At 72.4% G+C, this 19865-nt stretch carries 15 protein-coding genes; 9 read left to right on the top strand and 6 right to left on the bottom strand.

Going from position 1 to position 19865, the window contains the following annotated elements:
- Positions 1–8: 8 nt before the first annotated feature.
- From HN031_RS16345 to HN031_RS16325, 4 genes are read right to left on the bottom strand one after another with little or no spacing between them, the layout of a single operon-like run.
- Positions 9–1667 carry an AbgT family transporter gene (locus tag HN031_RS16345; protein ID WP_172272435.1) on the bottom strand — a complete coding sequence of 553 codons (1659 nt, stop codon included), beginning with the start codon at positions 1665–1667 and terminating at the stop codon, positions 9–11.
- The gene (gene glsA / locus HN031_RS21120) at positions 1664–4255 is read right to left on the bottom strand and encodes a glutaminase A (RefSeq protein ID WP_216652517.1); all 2592 of its coding nucleotides are present in this window, start codon (positions 4253–4255) and stop codon (positions 1664–1666) included. Before glsA ends, HN031_RS16345 begins: the two co-directional genes overlap by 4 nt.
- Complete coding sequence (locus tag HN031_RS16330) at positions 4252–5358, bottom strand: hypothetical protein (protein ID WP_172272432.1); 1107 nt, start codon at positions 5356–5358, stop codon at positions 4252–4254. The genes glsA and HN031_RS16330 overlap by 4 nt, the downstream gene beginning before the upstream one ends.
- Before the next feature lie 11 nt (positions 5359–5369).
- Entirely contained in the window at positions 5370–6026 is a 657-nt protein-coding gene (locus HN031_RS16325) for a DUF4203 domain-containing protein (RefSeq protein ID WP_172272429.1), read from the bottom strand.
- Positions 6027–6246: 220 nt separating this feature from the next.
- On the opposite strand from HN031_RS16325, the gene HN031_RS16320 reads away from it, so the two are divergent.
- Positions 6247–6732: a DUF1269 domain-containing protein gene (locus HN031_RS16320; RefSeq protein WP_172272426.1), complete on the top strand. Its 486-nt coding sequence runs from the start codon at positions 6247–6249 to the stop codon at positions 6730–6732.
- Between the two features lie 34 nt (positions 6733–6766).
- Here HN031_RS16320 and HN031_RS21655 read toward each other — a convergent pair whose 3' ends face one another.
- Positions 6767–9439, bottom strand: coding sequence for a LuxR C-terminal-related transcriptional regulator (locus HN031_RS21655; protein WP_172272423.1), 2673 nt, complete (start codon positions 9437–9439; stop codon positions 6767–6769).
- Positions 9440–9844: 405 nt separating this feature from the next.
- Between HN031_RS21655 and HN031_RS16310 the strand changes: the two genes are divergently transcribed.
- The 6 genes from HN031_RS16310 to HN031_RS16285 all read left to right on the top strand — a co-directional run bounded on the left by HN031_RS16310 (position 9845) and on the right by HN031_RS16285 (position 16524).
- A complete protein-coding gene (locus tag HN031_RS16310) occupies positions 9845–10480 on the top strand; it encodes an HAD family hydrolase (protein ID WP_367650789.1) in 636 nt (211 codons plus the stop codon).
- A gap of 199 nt (positions 10481–10679) precedes the next feature.
- Entirely contained in the window at positions 10680–12314 is a 1635-nt protein-coding gene (locus tag HN031_RS16305; protein ID WP_216652516.1) for an ABC transporter substrate-binding protein, read from the top strand.
- 102 nt (positions 12315–12416) lie between these two features.
- Positions 12417–13427: an ABC transporter permease gene (locus HN031_RS16300; protein WP_172272414.1), complete on the top strand. Its 1011-nt coding sequence runs from the start codon at positions 12417–12419 to the stop codon at positions 13425–13427.
- Between the two features lie 6 nt (positions 13428–13433).
- Positions 13434–14396, top strand: a complete 963-nt coding sequence (locus tag HN031_RS16295; RefSeq protein WP_172272411.1) for an ABC transporter permease — start codon at positions 13434–13436, stop codon at positions 14394–14396.
- A 5-nt stretch (positions 14397–14401) separates the two neighbouring features.
- Positions 14402–15412, top strand: coding sequence for an ABC transporter ATP-binding protein (locus HN031_RS16290; RefSeq protein ID WP_172272408.1), 1011 nt, complete (start codon positions 14402–14404; stop codon positions 15410–15412).
- Positions 15409–16524, top strand: a complete 1116-nt coding sequence (locus HN031_RS16285; RefSeq protein ID WP_172272405.1) for an ABC transporter ATP-binding protein — start codon at positions 15409–15411, stop codon at positions 16522–16524. Before HN031_RS16290 ends, HN031_RS16285 begins: the two co-directional genes overlap by 4 nt.
- A 13-nt stretch (positions 16525–16537) precedes the next feature.
- On the opposite strand, the gene HN031_RS16280 is transcribed toward HN031_RS16285, so the two are convergent.
- Positions 16538–17431 carry a PD-(D/E)XK nuclease family protein gene (locus HN031_RS16280; RefSeq protein WP_172272402.1) on the bottom strand — a complete coding sequence of 298 codons (894 nt, stop codon included), beginning with the start codon at positions 17429–17431 and terminating at the stop codon, positions 16538–16540.
- 102 nt (positions 17432–17533) lie between these two features.
- On the opposite strand from HN031_RS16280, the gene HN031_RS16275 reads away from it, so the two are divergent.
- Both HN031_RS16275 and HN031_RS16270 read left to right on the top strand, forming a co-directional pair.
- Positions 17534–18700, top strand: a complete 1167-nt coding sequence (locus HN031_RS16275) for a site-2 protease family protein (RefSeq protein ID WP_367650787.1) — start codon at positions 17534–17536, stop codon at positions 18698–18700.
- Positions 18701–18734: 34 nt separating this feature from the next.
- Positions 18735–19742: a tRNA (adenine-N1)-methyltransferase gene (locus tag HN031_RS16270; protein ID WP_172272399.1), complete on the top strand. Its 1008-nt coding sequence runs from the start codon at positions 18735–18737 to the stop codon at positions 19740–19742.
- Positions 19743–19865: the final 123 nt, after the last annotated feature.

Below are 19865 nucleotides of genomic sequence, written 5' to 3'. Positions count from 1 at the left end.
CCGCCGCCCTACTCGAGCTGCACAGGCGAGCCGGGACCCCAGGGGATCTCGAGGAGGTACCAGCCGGTGAACAGCAGCGTCCACGACACCAGCACGACCACCGTGTAGGGGAGCATCATCGAGATGACCGTGCCCATCCCGGCGGAGGCGCGGTAGCGCTGGCAGACCAGGATGATGAAGGGCAGGTAGACCATCAGCGGCGTGATGACGTTGACCGGCCCGTCGCCCACGCGGTAGGCGGCCAGCACGGTCTGCGGGGCGATCCCGAGGTTGTAGAACAGCGGGATGAAGATGGGGGCGATGATCGCCCACTTGGGGATCACCCCCGGCATGATCATGTCGATGACGACGACCAGCAGGATGAAGCCGATCAGGAGCGGCAGCGCCCCGATGTCGGCGCTTCCGAGCAGGTCGGCGAGCTGGGTCGCCACGACGTTGGAGATGTTGGAGTAGTTGAAGAAGGCGATGAACTGGGCGATCAGCAGCATCAGGAAGATGAGGCCGCCCAGGCCGTTGAAGGTCTTCACGATCGCGTTGATGACGTTGGTGCTGCCGGTGAGGCTGCCGGAGCCCTTGCCGTAGCCCAGCCCGGCGGCGAGGAACAGCATCGAGATGATCAGCAGCAGGCTGCTCATGAACGGGGAGTTGCCGAAGATCTCACCGGTCTCGGGGTTGCGCAGCGGCGCGCCGGGGATGAAGGTCAGCGCGCAGATGATCGCGACCGCGACGAGGGTGTAGATCCCGGACAGTCGCAGCCCGCGGGACTCGTGGGCGAGCTCGTCGCCGGCGGGGACGTGGTCGACCGGGGCGTCGGCGGGGCGCTCCGCCGGGTCCCACCTGCCGGCCCGCGGCTCGATGTAGCGCTCGGTGAGGATCGTCATCACCGCCGCGGTGAAGAGGGTGGACACGATGGCGAAATAGAAGTTGTTGGTGACGTTGAGCGGCTCCGCGCCCGGTGCCACGCCGGCCACGATCTCGTTGGTGACCTCGGTGATGATCCCGTCGGCCGGGGTGATGAGGATGTTGACGAAGAACGACGCGCTGACCCCGGCGTACGCCGCGGCGATGCCGACCAGGGGGTTGCGTCCCAGGCTGGCGAACGCGGCGGCGCCGAGGGGGATGAGCACCAGGTAGCCGGCGTCGGAGGCCACGCTGGAGATCCCGCCCAGCAGCACGATGATGAACGTGATCGCGCCGGCGGGGGCGACCTGCACCATCTTGCGGATCAGGGCCGCGATCAACCCCGCCTCCTCGGCGACCCCGACCCCGATCATGGCGACGAGGATGACCGCGACCACGCCGAAGTCGTTGAAGTTCTGCACCGCCGTGGTGAACATGTAGCGGATGCCGTCGCCGTTGAGCAGGCTCTCGACCTCGATGGTCTCGGTGCGGACGTCGTACTCGGGGATCGCCTGCTCCGGCTCGTGGTCCAGCGAGGGGTACGAGCTGCCGCCGGCGTCGTAGTCCTGGCTGACGCCCGTCTCCTCCGCCTCGGCGACCTCCGTGGTGACGCTGACGTCGGCCCACGCCAGGACCGCCGAGAGCACGATGACGCCGACGATCAGTGCCAGGAAGATGATGGCCGGGTGCGGGACCTTGTTGCCGACCCGCTCGATCCACCCGAGGAAGCCGCCGGAGCTGGTCTCCTCGGCGGCCGTGGTGCTCATCGCGGGGATCCCGGCGACTCGAACCGCGTCGCGAGCTCGATCAGCAGCTTCGCGCCGAAGCCGCTGGCGCCCTTGTTGCGCCAGGTCCGGACCGCGGGCTGCTGCGCCGTGCCGGCGATGTCGACGTGGGCCCACGAGACCCCGTCGACGAACTCCTCGAGGAAGAGCGCGGCCGTGATCGACCCGGCGTTGGCCCCGCCCATGTTGGTCATGTCGGCGATCGTGGACACGAGCTGCTCGCGGTAGGGGCGGTGGAGCGGGAGCTCCCACACCGGCTCGTCGGCGACGGCACCTGCCTCCCGGAGCCGGGCCACGAGGCTCGCGTCGTTGCCCATCACGCCCGCGACGTCCACGCCGAAGGTGCGCAGGCAGGCGCCGGTGAGCGTCGCGACGTCGACCACCGCGTCGACGCCGTCCTCGACCGCGAGGCAGAGCCCGTCGGCCATCACCAGGCGACCCTCGGCGTCGGTGTTGAGCACCTCGACGGTGGTGCCGTTGCGCATCCGCAGGACGTCACCGAGCTTCATGGCCGAGCCCGACGGCATGTTGTCGGTGCAGCACAGGTAGGCGGTCACTGAAGCCCGGCACCCCAGGTCCCGCAGCGCGGTCATCGCGCCCAGGATGGCCGCGGCGCCGGTCATGTCGTTCTTCATCTGGGCGTGCGACTCGTCGCTCGGCTTGAGGCTGATCCCGCCGGAGTCGTACATGATCCCCTTGCCGACGAGGCCGAGGTGGCCGACGGGGGAGTCGGGCCGGTAGGACAGCTTGATGAGCCGCGGCTCCTCGACGCTGCCGCGGTTGACGCCCAGGATGCCGCCGCAGCCCATCTCCTCGAGCTGCGCCCGGTCGAACAGCTCGACCTCCAGACCGGCCATCGGGGCGAGCTCCGTCGCCACCTCGCCCATCCGCTCGGCGGACAGCGTGGTGGCCGGGCAGTTGGACAGGTCCCGGCTGATCATCGCAGCCCGGGCCACGACCTCGCCGCGGGCCGCACCGGCGCGTACGTCGTCCACGAGCTCGGGCGGCGCCACGAGGGTGAGGGCGGTGAGCGTGGGTTCGTCGCCGCCGGCCCCGACGAAGAAGCGCCACCGGGCGAGCAGCACACCCTCGACGACGGCCTGGGCGAAGTCGGCCGGCGGGACGGCCAGGTCGGCGCCGGGCAGCTCGACGGCGAGCGTCGTCTGGCGCGGCACGGCCCGCGCGAACGTCGCAGCCAGGTCCCGCACGACGGTGGTGTCCACGGATGCCGCGGCGCCGACGCCGAGGGCCACCAGCGCCCTGCCGGCGGGGTCGGGCAGGACGACGACCTGGTGCGCGGCTCCGGTGAAGCCGAGCACGGCGAGCTGGGCCGCGTCGGTGCCCAGGTCCCCGGGAGGGTCCGCACCCTCGCTCACCGGGACGGCGAGTGCAGCAGCCTCGGCCACGGACGGGAGCGAGTCGGTGACGCGGACCTCGGCGGGGTGGCGGAGTGAGGGGACGGGATCGATCTCGCGGGCCGCGCTGCTGCTCACCGTGGACCTCCTGACGGGGCTGTGGGCACGCGACGAGGATGGTCGGCGCAGCGGTGGCCGAGGCTCCCCCGATTCGGGCGATTCGGCGCGCGCCGCCTGCGGCGCTACCTCGGAGGCGAGGATGTCGAGTCCCAGGCGGCGCGCGAGGTGCCTCGTCGCGAGCTGCCCGCGGACGCTGTTGCCGGCGTCGTCGAGGAGCGGCGAGAAGGTGGCGAGCGCCCCCTTGCCCGGCGACACCGTGACGATGCCACCCGCGATGCCGCTCTTGCCCGGCATGCCGACGTCGAAGAGCCAGTCGCCCGACGTCTCGTACATGCCGGCCACGGTCATCACGGCGAGGGTGGCGTGCGCGGTCTCGGCGTCGACGACGCGTCGGCCGGTCACGGGGTTCGTCCCGCCGTCGGCGAGGGTCGCGCCCATCACCGCCAGGTCGGTGGTCGTGACGGAGAGGCAGCTCTGCCGCGTGTAGACCTCGACCGCGTCGGCGGCCTCGCCATCGAGGGCCCCGACGGCAGCCAGCATGTTGGCCAGGCCCCGGTTGCGGTGGTTGGTCGTCCGCGCCGAGTGCAGGATCTCCTCGTCCAGGACGAGGTCGCGGCCGGCGAAGCCGGACAGCGCCGCGTGGACGAGCTCCCACCTCTCCTCCGTGCTCGCTCCACCGACGAGGCTCGTGGTCGCGATGGCGCCGGGGTTGACCATGGGGTTGGTGCGGCCGCGCGCGTCGCGCTCGACGGGGACCGTCGAGCTGAACGGCATCCCGGTGGCGTTGACGCCGACGCGCCGGCGTACGGACTCGATCCCGCGGAGCTCGCACGCGAGGGCGAAGACGAACGGCTTGGCCACGCTCATGATGGCGAACGGCACGCCGGCGTCGCCGGCCGCGACGACGCCGCCGGCCGTCGAGACGAGGCTCAGGCCGAAGAGGTCGGGGTCGGCGGTCGCGAGCGCCGGGTAGACGGTGGAGAGGGAGCCGTCCGTCACGGTCCGGAACAGCTCGTGGGCCTCGGTGACGCGGGCCCGGGTCGTCGCGGGTGCGGGGAGGAGCCCGGCGGAGACGTGCCGGTGGTCGCGGGTCATGACGGGGCCACGTCGTCGCGGTGGCGACCAGGCGCGGAGGTCGGCGTCCGGCGTGGCGGGACGAGTCCGAGGCGCCAGGCCGCGAGGGTGAGCGCGCCGAGGACGATCGGTCCGCCGAGCGTGACGGTCCGCCAGACGACCAGCCCGGCGATCGCCGCTGCCTCCACCCCGTCCCCGCCGACGGCCACCATCTCGGCGACGAGCAGCCCGTCGACGATGCCCAGGCCCATGAGCGGGAACAGGGTGAACGGATAGACCAGGCAGAAGGCGACGTAGACGTCGAGGGCCGGCACGGCGCCCGCCCCGACCCCCACGAAGCGCAGCGTGAGGACGACGATGGTGGCGTCCACCAGCACCATCGCGACGAGGCCGAGCACCGAGACTGCCAGGTGTGACCGGAACCCCGCCGCCACGTGCGTGCGGAACGTCACGGCCGACTCGCTCCACTGCTCGGGGTCGGTCGCGCTCCGCACGCGGCGGACGGCCCGCCCCGCTGTGCGGCCGACCCTCGCCGCGGTCGACTCGCGCCGTACGGCGGCCAGGGCGACCGCGAGGATGGTCCCGGCCACGAGGGTGCTGAGCAGCACCCGCGCGACCGGTCCGGTCTGCCACCGGGTCGCGACCAGCAGGGCCGCGCCGACCAGCGGCATCGCGAACCGCACGGTGTAGAAGACGATCGTGTTGGCGACCGCGCCCGCCAGGGCCACGGGCGCCGGGACGTCCCAGGACGCGAACATCCTGAGCCGCACCAGGATGTCGCTGGGAGGTGGCGCGACGACGGCGAGGAGGTGGGCGGTGAGGTCGTTCACCAACGCACGCAGCATGCCGAGGCCGGGGATGAACAGGGCGAGCGGGAGGGCGTTGAGCCCGTTGCGGACCAGCAGGAGGCCGACGAGGGCGGCCAGCTCCGGCCACGACAGCTTGCCCAGCGAGGACCGGACCGCCGACCAGTCGACGTCCCCGACGAAGCGGAGCGCCAGCCACACGACGACCACGCACAGCGCCAGCACCCCGAGCCGGCGCGCCGGGTGGGCCCGGGGAGCGGCCGACCGGTCCACCTCGGGGTTGGCGTCGTCCACGTCGTCGTCCACACCGTCGGCCATGGGCCGGATGCCTACGCGGCCACGCCAGCGGGCGGCTGCTGTCCCGCCCACTGCTCGTGGACGGACGCGCGCCAACGGTCCAGCTGACGCACCTGCACGACCACGCCAGCCACTCCGAGCCCGACGTACGCGAGCCACCACCACCACGTGTCACGGAGGACCGCAGTGGTCGAGGCCTCCACGAGGTCCGAGGAGTCCAGCGTCCCGGTGAGGAAGAGCACGCCGGTCAGGGCGAGGCTGCTGCCCGAGAACGCGCTGAGCGCCACGAGCACGACGACGGGCAGGTCCGCCGCAACGGCGGCGGCGCCGAGGGCCAACCCGGTGACGACGCCGACGAGCACGATCAGCCAGGACCACGACACCCCGAGCGCCACCATCAGGTCCGTCCCGAGGGTGAAGCCGAACGCGGCCATGGCGATGAGGATCGCGACGACGAAGAAGGCGTAGGCGACCGCTCCGAACAGCAGCCCCGCAGCGGCGGCCACCGCCAGTGCCAGCGCTCCGGCCAGGAACGAGTCGCCGGTGGTGGCAGCCACCAGCCCGGCGCCGGTCGCGAAGCCCACCACCGAGGCCCACAACGTGATGAGGACGCGGAGCACCACGGCCCCGCGCAGGCAGAGCAGCAGCCCGACACCGACGGCGACCAGGCCCAGGACGATGTCCGCCACGTCGCATCCTCTCGCTCGCGCGGTCGCCCGGGACTGCGACCGACAGGCGCCACGGTCGCGGCTCCCGACGCGGCGGGCACCCCCTGAATCGGGTGAGAGGAGCGCCGGACACCGGGGTGCGGCACTCACCCGGATCGGGGGAGCACGCACCGCCCGAGCGGTGGAGACGATGCGGGGACCCGCCGCGCCACCAAGGCACGCCGACGAAAGGGAAGCCTCCATGGGAACGCTCACCGTCTGGAAGTTCGACACCGCATCCGGAGCAGACGACGCGACGGACACGTTGCGCGAGCTGGCCACCAAGAACCTCATCACCATCCACGACGCGGCGACCGTCCGGTGGGAGGAAGGCAAGAAGAAGCCGAAGACGCGTCAGCTCAACAACCTGGCGGGGGCCGGCGCCATGGGCGGGGCCTTCTGGGGCATGTTGTTCGGCATGATCTTCTTCGTGCCGCTCCTCGGCGCGGCGATCGGCGCGGCGTCCGGGGCGCTGGCCGGCTCCCTCAACGACGTCGGCATCGACGACGGCTTCATCAACCGGGTCAGGGACCAGGTGACCCCCGGGACCTCGGCGCTGTTCGTGATGAGCTCGGACGCCGTGATGGACAAGGTGAGCGACGCCTTCTCCTCGCACCGTCCGGAGCTGATCTTCACGAATCTGAGCGACGAGCAGGAGAGCGCCATCCGCGAGGTGTTCGCGGACTAGTCCCGGCCCGCCACCCTGTCGGTGGCTCGCCGGCTCAGAGCAGCTCGAGCCGGCGCGCCACGGACAGGGCCTCGCTGCGCCGGCTCGCACCGAGCTTGCTGTAGAGGCTCGACACGTGCGTCTTGACGGTGTTCTCGGAGACGAACAGGCCGGTCGCGATGTCGGCGTACGTCGCGCCCCTCGCCAGCTCCCGCAGGACGTCGCGCTCGCGCGGGCTCAGGTGGGTCGTCACCAGCGGCTCGGCCGTGTGGCGCTCCCGGGTCGTGGGGGTCGACGCCGCAAGGGCCGAGGTGATGTCGGGATGCTGGCCGGTGAGCTCCACCAGCTGGCCGAGCCAGGGATCGGTCCGGGTGCCGAACCGGCGCAGCAGCGCGTGCACTCCGGTCCCGTGCCGGCTCCAGCCCAGGAACGCGACGTAGTTGGCGCGGCTCTCGGTCGCGCGGACCGCGGCCAGCACCGCGACCCGGGCTCCCTGTGCGTCACCGAGCGCGTCGAGGAGCTGCGCCCGTCCGACGAGGGCCAGCGCGCGGCACGGCGGCTGGTCCAGGACCGCGTGGTCGGCCGCCGCGGCGAACTGGTCGACCGCGAGCCGCAGGTCGCCGCCCAGGTCGGCCGCCACGCCCCGCAGGAGCAGCGCCTCTCCCAGGTGCCCGTGCTCGTGCAGCTCCGCGGTGAGGGTCCGCAAGGTGGTCCGGTCGTCGCACAGGGCGGCGAGGTAGCCGCGCTCGATGAGCAGCGCCGCGCGGAGGTGGCGCGGGAGACCCGAGACGTCGATGACGGCCTGCAGCGTCCGCTCGGCCTGGATCACCGATCCCTCGGAGAGCTGCACCCGGGCGTCATGCACCTGCTGCCAGAACCGAGTCGTGGCGTCGGCCGGGTGCACCACGTCGTCCGCCCGGTCCGCGCCCGACGGCTCGGCCGGTGGGAGGGGCAGGGGGAGGGACATCGGGAGCGTGGACATCGACGCGAGGCGCGAGTAGAGGAGGGCACGGTGCCGAGGGACACCCAGGCCGGCCCCGAGGTGCTGCATGGACTCGAGGCTGCGTGCGGCCAGCCGGCCGGCGACGTGCTCGCGCCCACGCATGTAGTAGAGGCCGGCGAGGTGGGTCAGCGCCGCCGCGGCATGGGCCGGCAGCCCCAGCTCGTCGCCGAGGCGCGCCGCCCGGAGGAGGTTGGTCTCGGCGGGCACCAGCATCCCCAGCGTGAGCTGGACGATCCCCAGCTCACCCAGCACGTGGGGCTGCAGGTCCGCGGGCGTGCTGGAGAAGGACGGCGAGTCGACGCGCTCCTGCGCGAGCCTGGCGACGGCGTCGAGGGGCTCGAAGCCGGCGCGGGCGCGCATGAGGCGGGCGCACAGGTGCTGCGCGCTGAGTCGGTGGCTCGGGACGGCTGCGCCGCCCACCGAGCGGAACAGCCGGTCGAACCAGTGCATGGCCGACTGCACGTCACCGTGGACCCACCGCTCGACGCCGAGCACGAACCAGCTCTCGGGACGGCCCTCGAGCACGTCGGGCCACCGCTGGGCGAAGGCGACGACGTCCTTGTCGTGCCCGCGCATGAGCAGGCGCGTCCCGTCCTCCACCAGTCGCTCGGCCGCCGCCTCGGCCAGGCCCAGGTCGACCAACCTCCCGAACGCCGCCACCGTGTCGCCCCGACCGACGTCGAGGCGGACGGCCCGCAGCACGGTCGCGCGGGCTCGTTCGACGTCCACGCCACCCGCCGCGACCCGTCGCCGCACCACCTCGGCGAGCAGGGGGTGGATCCGGAAGCGCGCCTCACGCGTCCTGCGTGGACCGTCGGCCGGCGCATCCTCGGCAGGGCCCGGCTCGGAGCGGGTGACCAGGAGACCGGTGGACTCCAGGCCGTCGAGGACGAGCCCGGCGCCGCGGTCGTTGGTCAGGTGCGCCGCGGTCCCGGGGGACACCTCGTGCTCGCTGGCCGTGCAGAGCAGGAGGTGGCGCTCGCGCGGGGTGAGGGTCGCGAACACCTCGCTCGCCACCTGGTCGGCGACCTCCGAGCTGCGGTGCGAGATCCGGCGCACGGCTGCGGCGGGGTCCGGTGACGCCGCCACCAGCCGGGACGTCAGCACGACGACGGCGCACCAGCCCTCGGCGCGGGTGGCGATCGTGGCCACCACCTCGGGGACGGTCGTGCCGACGTGCTGCTCGACCAGGCGCGCGGTCTCGTCGTCCGAGAGCCGCAGCACGTCGCCGCGCAGCTCGGTGAGGTGCCCGAGGAGCTGGGGCGCCAGCCGAGTGAGGGGCAGGTCCCACCGGCTCAGGAGCAGGACCCGCAGGCGCTGGGGAGCGTCGTCGAGCCGCGCGTCCAGGAGGCGGACAGCCGACACGGGCAGGGCGTGGGCGTCGTCGATGACCACGAGCCCGGGGCGGGAGCCGTGACCGCCGCCGGGGGCAGCGGACTCCAGGACGGCGTCGAGGCGGGCCGCGTCGAGGCCGCGGTGACCGTCGAGCCACACCACCTCCTGCAGGTCCGCGTCCGCTCGCGCCTCCCGCAGCCAGCCGGCCACGCCCAGCGTCTTCCCGGCGCCGGCCGGCGCGACCAGTGTGGTCACCGCCGCGCCCGCGGCGGCGTCGAGCCGGCTCCACAGCGCCAGCCGGGGGACGTACGTCCGGGGCAGGCGGGGAACCCCCGCTGGGGCGCGCTGGGGCGCTGGTCGGACGGGTGGTGCGGTGGTCGGGTCGTTCATGTGGTGCGTGCCTCCCCGGAGCAGCGCGTCGCACGACGGCCGCGGGCCAGCGCACCCTCCCAAGTGCACGTGCTGGCGCCACTAGGTCGCGCACCTCACCCGTACGGGTGGGGTCGTTCGAGAGTACCGCTGCTGGGGCGGGTGGGGTCAACACGTCCGCGGCGCTCGAGCCGCGTGCCCGGGGTCGGTCGCGCTGTCGGTCGCCCAGTCGGTCGCGCCGCTCGAGAACTCCGGACGTCCACCGTTGGCGCGCACGTCGTCGTCGGGTCACGTCGGGCACCTAGGCTGGGACGCCGTACGCACCGACGAACGAGCTCCCCGGAGGACACCCTGAGCACCACCGCTTCCCCCGTCCCTGCTGGCCACGGACCCGACGCCGACGCAGGAGCGCCGCGACCGGCAGCGGTGCTGTGGGACATGGACGGCACCCTCGTCGACACGGAGCCCTATTGGATCGCCACCGAGTACGCGATGGCGGAGAAGTACGGCGGGACCTGGTCCCAGCAGCACGCGTTGAACCTCGTGGGCAACGCGCTGCTGGAGTCGGGCGACTACATCCGGGTGCACATGGGCATCGACCGGACGCCGCAGCAGATCGTCGACGAGCTGCTCGACGGCGTCGTAGCCCGGGTGGAGGAGCACGTGCCGTGGCGACCGGGCGCTCGGGAGCTGCTCACGGACCTCGTCGTCAACGAGGTGCCGTGCGCGCTGGTGACGATGTCGTGGCAGCGCTTCGTCGCGCCGATCCTGGCCCAGCTCCCGACGGACACGTTCGCGAGCGTCGTCACCGGCGACCGCGTCGAGCTCGGCAAGCCGCACCCCGAGCCCTACCTGACCGCGGCCGCGGAGCTCGGGCTGGCGGCGGAGGACTGCCTCGCGATCGAGGACTCCAACACCGGCGCGACGTCGGCGGTGGCCGCCGGCTGCACCGTGCTCTGCGTGCCCAACCACGTGCCGATCCTCGAGGGCGAGCGACGGGTGTTCGCGGACACGCTCGACGGACTCGACACGGCGGCGCTTGCCCGCCTCGTCACGTCGTAGGGACCCGCGGCGGCTCTTCCAGTGGCGGGCCCGGACCGCGCCGGGCACGTGGAGACACGTGACCGGACCGTGACCATGTCGCTGTGGCCCGGCTCACTTCCGGCGGTCTAGGGTGCGGTGCACACCCCCGATCGCATACCGGACGGAAGGACCTCGGATGTCTCGAACACGCACCGTGGCGACATGGACCACGGCTGTCATGGCAGCCGCCGCACTGGCTGGCTGCGCCGAGAGCGACCGCGACGAGGGCAGCGGTGGCAGCGGTGGCAGCGGCAGCAGCGACGCCACCTTCGTCTTCGGCGCCGCCGGCGCCCCGGAGATGTTCGACCCCTTCTACGCCACCGACGGCGAGACGTTCCGTGTCACGCGGCAGATGTTCGAGGGCCTCCTCGGCATCGAGCCCGGCAGCGCCGAGGTCGTCCCCGAGCTCGCCACGGAGTGGACCCCCAACGAGGACGGCACGCAGTGGACCTTCACGCTCCGCGACGACGTGACCTTCCACGACGGCGAGCCGTTCAACGCCGAGGCCGTCTGCTACAACTTCGAGCGGATGTTCGACCAGAACGACGCCGGCCAGGTCGCCGGTGAGTACTGGGGCTACGTCATGGGCGCCTTCGCCAACGACGCGGACAACTCCCTCTACCAGGGCTGTGAGGCCACCGGCGAGTTCGAGGCCGTCGTCACCATCAGCGGTCCGACGTCCGGCTTCCCGACCATGCTGACCCTCGAGTCGCTGTCGATGCAGTCCCCGAAGGCGCTGGAGGAGGGCGACGCCAACGGCATCGCCGCCGAGGGCGAGGGCTTCTCCTTCCCGGAGTACGCCGACAACCCGGTCGGCACCGGCCCGTTCACCTTCGGCGAGTACGACGAGGCCAACGGCACCATCAGCCTCGAGCGCAACGATGACTACTGGGGCGAGGCGGCGAAGGTCAGCGAGCTGGTCTTCCGCGTCATCCCCGACGAGAGCACCCGTCGCCAGGAGCTCGAGGCCGGCAGCATCAACGGCTACGACCTGCCCAACCCGGTCGACTGGAACGCCTTGGAGGAGTCGGGCAACACCGTCGAGATCCGCGACGCGTTCAACATCCTCTACATGGGGTTCAACCCCGACACCAACCCGCAGCTGCAGGACCTCAAGGTCCGGCAGGCGCTCAACCTCGCCATCAACCGCGAGCAGCTCGTGCAGACGCAGCTGCCCGAGGGCGCCGAGGTGGCGACGCAGTTCATGCCCAAGACGGTGAGCGGCTACAACACCGAGCTGGCCGCCCCGGAGTACGACCCGGAGAGGGCCCAGGAGCTGCTCGCCGAGGCCGGCGCGGAGGGGATGACCCTGACGTTCGCCTACCCGACCGAGGTCAGCCGTCCCTACATGCCCGACCCGCAGAAGCTCTACGAGGCGCTGCGCACCGACCTCGAGGCGGTCGGCGTCAAGGTCGACGTCAAGACCGCGTCGTGGAACGGCGGCTACCTCGACAACGTGACGGCCGGCAAGTACGACGCCTACATCCTCGGCTGGACGGGCGACTACGACTCGCCGTTCAACTTCATCGGCACGTTCTTCGGCAACCTCAAGGAGAACGACTTCGGCACCTCGGCCATGCCGTGGGGCAAGCAGCTGGCCGACGACCTCAAGGCCGCCGACGCCATCGTCGACGAGGCCGAGCGCTCCGCAGCGTTCGAGGAGATCAACGCCCAGATCATGGAGGACTACCTCCCCGGTCTGCCGATCAGCCACTCCCCGCCGGCCCTCGTGGTCGGTCCGGGCGTGGAGGGCGTCATCCCGAGCCCGCTGACCGCCGAGGAGTTCGACTCCGTCACCGTGAGCGGTGAGTGACGCACCCCGACCGGTGTCCTGACCGGTCTGAAGCGTCCTGAGTGAGCCAGGGGGTCGTCCTGCGGGGCGATCCCCTGGCCCACGCCGTGTGTGAGGAGAACCATGCTTCGCTTCGTCCTACGACGCCTGCTGCAGATGCTGGGCGTCGTCCTGGCCCTGTCCCTGCTCGTCTTCTTCTGGTTGAGGTCCCTCCCGGGGGGACCTGTCTCCGCGCTCCTGGGCGAGCGGGCCACACCCGAGCGACGAGCGCGGATGGAGGAGGCGCTCGGGCTGGACGAGCCCCTGCCCGTGCAGTACCTGCGCTACATGCAGCGAGCGCTGAGAGGCGACTTCGGCGTCTCCACCAAGGTGCTGCCGGGTGAGGACGCGCTCGACATCTTCTTCGCGCGTCTGCCGGCCACCATCGAGCTCGCGTTCTTCGCCCTGGCGATCGCCATCCTCCTCGGCATCCCGCTCGGCTACCTCGCTGCCCGGCGCCGGGGGACCGCCCTGGACAACACCGCGGTGATCTTCTCGCTGGTGGGCGTGGCCGTGCCCGTCTTCTTCACCGGGTTCCTCCTCAAGTACTTCTTCGCCGTCGAGTGGGACCTCCTCCCGGTCTCCGGTCGGCAGAGCACCGGCCTCGACGCGACGCGGGTCACCGGGCTGTTCGTCCTCGACGGGATCATGACGCGGGAGTGGGACGCCGCCTGGGACGCGCTCAAGCACCTGGTCCTGCCGGCGGTCGCGCTGGCCACCATCCCCTTCGCCGTCATCTTCCGCATCACGCGCGCCTCGGTGCTCGACGTCCTCGACGAGGACTACGTCCGCACCGCGGAGGCCAAGGGGCTCACGGCCCGGGTCATCCGGGGACGGCACGTCCTGCGCAACGCCATGCTCCCCGTCGTGACGACCGTCGGCCTGCAGGTCGGGGCGCTGCTGGGTGGGGCGATCCTCACCGAGACGGTCTTCTCGATCCGGGGCATCGGTGACGCGCTGGCCACGGCGTTCCGCGACAAGGACTACCCGGTCCTGCAGGTGCTGATCATCGCCGCAGCGGCCATCTACGTCCTGGTGAACCTCATGGTGGACATCGCGTACGCCCTCATCGACCCCCGGATCAGGACGAGGTGAGCGGTCATGTCCCCTGAGTCACCGCAGATGCCGTCGTACGCCCAGCGGCGCAAGCAGCGCATCGACGCGCTCGCCGACGCCTCCGTCGACCGGGAGCCCGGCGTCTCGCTGGTGCGGACGGCGTGGCGCCGGCTGCGGCGCGACCCGGTGTTCCTCATCGGTCTCGTCATCACCGTGTCCTTCATCGTGCTGGCCGTCGTCTCGCCCTGGCTCGCGCCGTGGGACCCCGCAGCGCGTCCGCTCCTCGACGCCGTGCGGCCCCAGTCCAACCCCGTCCCGGGCCCCGAGGCAGGTCACCTCCTCGGCGGCGACGACCGGGGTCGCGACCTGCTGTCCCGGCTCCTGGTGGGCAGCCGGCAGACCCTGCTGGTGGGAGTGCTGGCCACCTTCTTCGGCCTGATCGGCGGCCTCGTCCTCGGGACGCTGGCGGGGGCCTTCGCCGGCTGGACCGACTCGCTGGTGATGCGGATCGTCGACGTGATGCTCTCGATCCCGTCCCTCCTGCTCGCCTTCAGCCTCGCGGCGCTCGCGACGCGCCCCAGCCAGTGGACGCTCATCATCGCGATCGCCGTCGTCCAGGTGCCGGTCTTCGCCCGGCTGCTGCGGGGCTCGATGCTGGGCCAGCGCGCCAGCGACCACGTCCTCGCCGCCCGCTCGCTGGGGGTGAAGCGACGTGCCATCGTCTTCCGGCACATGCTGCCCAACTCGGTGGGGCCGGTCATCGTGCAGGCCACCCTGGTGCTGGCCGTCGCCATCATCGACGCAGCCGCCCTGTCCTTCCTCGGCCTGGGCAACCCCGACGACCGGAGCCCCGAGTGGGGACAGATGCTCGGGAAGGCCCAGCCCTACCTCGGGGAGGCGCCGCACCTGGCGTTCTACCCCGCCGCCTGCATCATCGTCGTCGCGCTCGGCTTCACGCTCATGGGCGAGTCGCTGCGCGAGGCCCTCGACCCCAAGACCCGGAGGTGAGTGCGATGAGCTCGCACGCGCTGCGGCCCGACCGTTCGACCGAGCCGCTCCTCGCGGTGCGCGACCTGCGGGTGAGCTTCGTCAGGCGCGGGGAGGAGCCGTTCAAGGCCGTCGACGGCATCAGCTTCGACGTACGTCCCGGCCAGACCGTGGGCCTCGTCGGCGAGTCCGGCTGCGGGAAGTCCGTCACGTCGCTCGCGATCATGGGACTGCTGCCGCAGCGGGGCAACGTCGTGGAGGGGGCGGCGGTCTTCGACGGCGAGGACCTGCTCGGCCTGTCGCCCTCCCAGCTGCGGGACCGGCGCGGTCGCGACATCGCCATGATCTTCCAGGACCCGCTGTCCTCGCTCAACCCGGTCGTGCAGATCGGACGGCAGGTCACCGAGGTGATGGAGCGGCACCAGGGGCTCAGCCGCAGGGAGGCCATGCCGAAGGCCGCCGAGCTGCTGGACCGGGTCGGCATCCCGGACCCCCGGGCGCGCCTGGCCAACTACCCCCACCAGCTGAGCGGCGGCATGCGGCAGCGCGCGCTCATCGCGATGGCGCTGGCCTGCAAGCCCCGGCTGCTGATCGCCGACGAGCCGACCACCGCGCTCGACGTGACGATCCAGGCCCAGATCCTCGCGCTGCTCAAGGAGCTCGTCGTCGAGACCGGGACGGCGATGGTGATGATCACCCACGACCTCGGCGTCGTCGCCGGGCTGTGCGACGAGGTCAACGTGCTCTACGGCGGCAGGATCGTCGAGCGCGGCGACCGGCACACGCTGTTCGGCCGCCCGCGGCACCCCTACACGGTGGGCCTGCTCAACTCCATCCCACGGCTCGACGCCCCGCGCGGCGAGGCGCTGTCGCCGATCCCGGGCTCGGTCGCCGACAACCTGCCGTGGGACTCGGCGTGCGCCTTCGCGCCGCGGTGCCCGAACCGCCTCGAGGTCTGCGTGCAGCAGACCCCCGGCTGGGACGGCGACGACGTCGTCGGCCTGCGCTGCTTCAACCCGATGGGGGTGTCCCGATGACCGTGCAGCCGGAAGTCCTCCTGGAGGTCCGTGACCTGGAGGTGCACTTCCCGATCAAGCGGGGGGTCATCTTCGACAAGACGGTGGGTCACGTCCGCGCAGTCGACGGGGTCGACCTGACCATCCACCGCGGCGAGACCTACGGACTGGTGGGGGAGTCGGGCTGCGGCAAGTCGACCCTCGGCAAGGCGATCCTCAACCTCGAGACCCCCACGGCGGGGTCGGTGAGCTTCGAGGGCGTCGACATCGCCTCCCTCCAGGGCGAGGAGCTGCGGACCCGGCGCAAGAAGTTCCAGATGGTGTTCCAGGACCCGATGTCGAGCCTGGACCCGCGGCAGACGGTCGAGGCCCTGCTGCTCGAGGGGATGCGCGCCCACGGCCTCGACACGGACAAGTCCGCCACCCACGCCCGCCTGCGCGAGCTCATGTCGGCCGTCGGGCTGCCGCCGGCCGGGCTGAAGAAGTACCCCCACGAGTTCTCCGGCGGCCAGCGCCAGCGCGTCGGCATCGCCCGGGCGCTCTCGGTCGGCCCCGACCTCATCGTCGCGGACGAGCCGGTCAGCGCCCTCGACGTCTCCATCCAGGCGCAGGTGATCAACCTGCTGCAGGACCTCCAGGAGGAGCTCGGGCTCACCTACATCGTCGTGGCGCACGACCTCGCCGTCGTCCGCCACATCAGCGACCGGATCGGCGTGATGTACCTCGGCGGGCTGGTGGAGGAGTCGGAGGCGGGTGAGCTCTACGACCTCCCGCTCCACCCCTACACGCGTGCCCTCATGTCGGCCGTGCCCGTCCCCGACCCGCTGGTCGAGGACCGGCGCGAGCAGATCCTGCTGACCGGCGACCTGCCCTCGCCGGCTAACCCGCCGACGGGCTGCCGCTTCCACACCCGGTGCCCGTGGCGCCAGGAGACCCTGTGCGACACCGACCGACCGCAGCTGCGGGTCGTCGAGGTGGACGGCGCCTCGCCGGAGCACCGGGTGGCGTGCCACTGGGCCGAGCAGATCGCCTCGGGCACGCTCCAGCCGCACCCGGTGGAGCCGGAGCTGGTCACCGGCTTCGCCACGGGCGAGGAGCCGGCGCCACCGCCCGAGGCCTACATCGCCCCCTGAGCCGCGCGGCGCCTCAGTCGGCCGACTCGTCCACCGACGCGTCGGCGACGGGCGGCGTGCGATCGGGCAGGGGCGGGACGGTGCCGCCCTTGGTCGGGCAGTAGGGGTGGAACGAGCACCAGTCGCACAGCCGTGAGGGGCGCGGGCGCCAGTCGCCCGACTCCCGCGCCAGCTGGATCGCCGTCCACAGCGCCTCGACCTTGCGCTCGGTGGCGCGCAGGTCGTCCTCGTCGGGCTCGTAGCGCAGGATCTCGCCGTTGCCGAGGTAGACGAGCTGGAGCACCGACGGCACCACGCCGCGCAGCCGCCAGATGACCAGCGCGTAGAACTTCATCTGGAAAAGGGCCTTGGCCTCGTGGTCGACGCCGGGGCTGCGGCCGGTCTTGTAGTCCACGACCCTGATCCGCCCGTCCGGCGCGACGTCGACCCGGTCGACGAAGCCACGCAGCAGCAGCCGGGAGTCGAGGAGCGCCTCGACGTAGAGCTCGCGCTCGGCCGGCTCGAGGCGGCGCGGGTCCTCGAGGTCGAAGTAGCGCTGCAGGACCGTGCGGCACGACGCCATCCAGGTCGCCACGTCGGGCCCCTCGCCCCCGAACATCTCGCCCAGCGCGGGCTCGGCCTCGAGGAGCGCGTCCCAGGCGGGGTCGAGCATGTCGGCCGCGCGCTCGGGGGTGCGCTCGAGGGCGGGCAGGTCGAAGAGGTCCTCGAGCACCTTGTGCACGACCGTGCCGCGCACGGCGTCGGGCGACGGAGCCTCCGGCAGGCGGTCGATCGTGCGGAACCGGTACATCAGGGGGCAGGCCATGAAGTCGCCCGCCCGGCTCGGCGACAGGGCGCCGAGGACCTCGACGCCGTCGACCGGCGTCGACACGGCCTCGGCGGGGGACTCGGCAGCGGGGATCGACATGACGCGGTCACCCTAGGTGAGGCGTACGACAGCCCCGGGCGGCCGCGCCCGGACCGGCTCCGCAGCGGCGCCGCTGTGGGCGCGGTTGGCTAGGGTCGTCACGTGCCCGAACCCACCGATCACGCCCCTGCCGGGCGGTCCCCGCGCGCCCCGAGGCAGCCGGGCACCCTGCGGATCGGGTCGATCGTGGGCATCGACGTCCTCGTCACCAGCTCGTGGTTCATCGTCGCCCTGCTCATCTCGCTGACCTTCGCCCCGCGCATCGAGCAGGAGGTCCCGGGGCTGGGGTTCTGGAAGTACGTCGCCGGCTTCGTCTTCGCCGTCGTCCTCTACCTCTCGGTCCTGCTGCACGAGGCGTCGCACGCCGTGGTCGCGCAGCGCCTCGGCTACGGCGTCACGTCCATCACCCTCCACTTCCTCGGGGGGATGACGGAGATCGACGGTGCGTCGCGCAAGCCGCGCCACGAGTTCTGGATCGCCGTCGTCGGCCCGCTGACGTCCGTCGCCGTCGGTGTCGCGGCGGGCGGGCTGTGGCTCGTCCTCCCCGACGGTCTGGTCCGCGTCGCCGTCGGGGCGCTGGCCGGCGCCAACCTGGTGATCGGCGTGCTCAACCTCGTGCCCGGCCTGCCGCTCGACGGCGGCCGGGTGCTCAAGTCGCTCGTGTGGGGCGCCTCGGGCGACCAGCACCGCGGCACGATCGTGGCCGGCTGGGGCGGTCGGCTGACGGCGCTCGCCCTGCTCGCGTGGCCGCTGGTGCAGGAGCCGCTGCTCGGCACGAAGCCCACCGTCGTCGACCTCGTCCTGGTGTTCATCCTCGGCCTCTTCCTCTGGACCGGGGCGACGGCGGCGATGGCCCACGCCAGGATCCGGCAGCGGCTGCCCGCCCTCGTCGCGCGCCCGCTGGCACGGCGAACTCTCACGGTCCCCGCCGACCTGCCCCTCGCCGAGGCCGTGCGCCGTGCGCAGGACGCCCATGCCGGCAGCATCGTCACCGTGGCCGGAGACGGGACCCCGCTCGGCATCGTCAGCGAGGCGGCCGTCACCGCGATGCCGCCCGAGCGGCGCCCGTGGGTGCCGGTGTCCACCGTGGCGCGGGCCATGGAGGAGGGGCTGACCCTCCCCGCCACGATGGCGGGGGAGGAGCTGATCCTCGCGATCAGCCGGCGCCCGGCCGACGAGTACCTCCTCGTCGAGGCCGACGGCCGGATCTACGGCGTGCTGTCCACCGCCGACGTCGACCGGGCCTTCCGGGAGAACGCCGCCCGCTGAGGGATCCGGGCCCTCGGCCACTAGTCTTCGGCGCATGTCCGAGCCCTCTCCCGACGTCCCCGCCGAGGCTTGGTCCGGCGTCCACCGCGGCCCCCTGCGCGAGGGCGAGTGGGTGCGCCTGGTCGACCAGAAGGGGCGCAAGCACAACTTCGAGCTCGTCGCGGGCAAGCGGTTCTTCTCCAACAAGGGCCACCTCGACCACGACGAGATGATCGGTCGCGACGAGGGGTTCACCGTGACGTCCTCGGCCGGCGGGCAGTACCTCGTCTTCCGCCCGCTGCTCAACGAGTTCGTGGTGTCCATGCCGCGCGGTGCGGCGGTGGTCTACCCCAAGGACGCGGCCCAGATCGTGGCGCTCGCCGACATCTACCCCGGTGCCCGGGTCGTCGAGGCCGGCGCCGGCTCCGGCGCCCTGACCTGCTCGCTGCTGCGTGCCGTCGGGCCGTGGGGGCGGGTGACCTCCTTCGAGCTGCGCGAGGAGTTCGCCGACGTCGCCCGCCGCAACGTCCACCAGTTCTTCTCCGCCCCCGAGGGCGCGACGCACCCCGCCTGGGACCTGCGCCTCGGCGACCTCAAGGAGGGCCTGCCGCAGCTCGGCACGCAGGTCGACCGGGTCATCCTCGACATGCTCGACCCGTGGAGCTGCATCGACGTCGTGGCGGACGCCCTCGTGCCCGGCGGCATCGTCTGCGCCTACGTCGCCACCACGACACAGCTGTCCCGGGTCGTGGAGACGCTGCGCGTCCACGGAGGGTTCACCGAGCCGCAGCCCTGGGAGTCGCTGGTGCGCGACTGGCACGTCGAGGGCCTCGCTGTCCGGCCGGGCCACAAGATGATCGGCCACACCGCGTTCCTCGTCACCGCCCGCCGGATGGCGCCGGGTCAGAAGGCGCCCCGCAAGACCCGCCGCCCCGCGCCCGGTGCGTACGGACCGGACTACACCGGGCCCCGACCCGCCGACCTGCCCCCGGTCGAGGCCGGTGTGGAGATTGACCTCGACGTCGTGCCCGGCGCCGAGGCCGAGGTGGACCTGGACTCCTGAGGGCGATCGGGGTGGTCGGCCGGTCGCCGGCGGGCTCTGGAGTCACCGGATATCCGGGGACCGCCGTACCTACAGGTGGAGATCTCTACCTGTAGGTACGCAACTCGGGTGCGAAGTCCCGGT

The organism is Nocardioides sp. zg-1308, from assembly GCF_013155375.1.
Classification (GTDB): domain Bacteria; phylum Actinomycetota; class Actinomycetes; order Propionibacteriales; family Nocardioidaceae; genus Nocardioides; species Nocardioides renjunii.
Note: the sequence above shows the minus strand (reverse complement) of the source record. Positions and strands in the feature narration are given on the sequence as shown.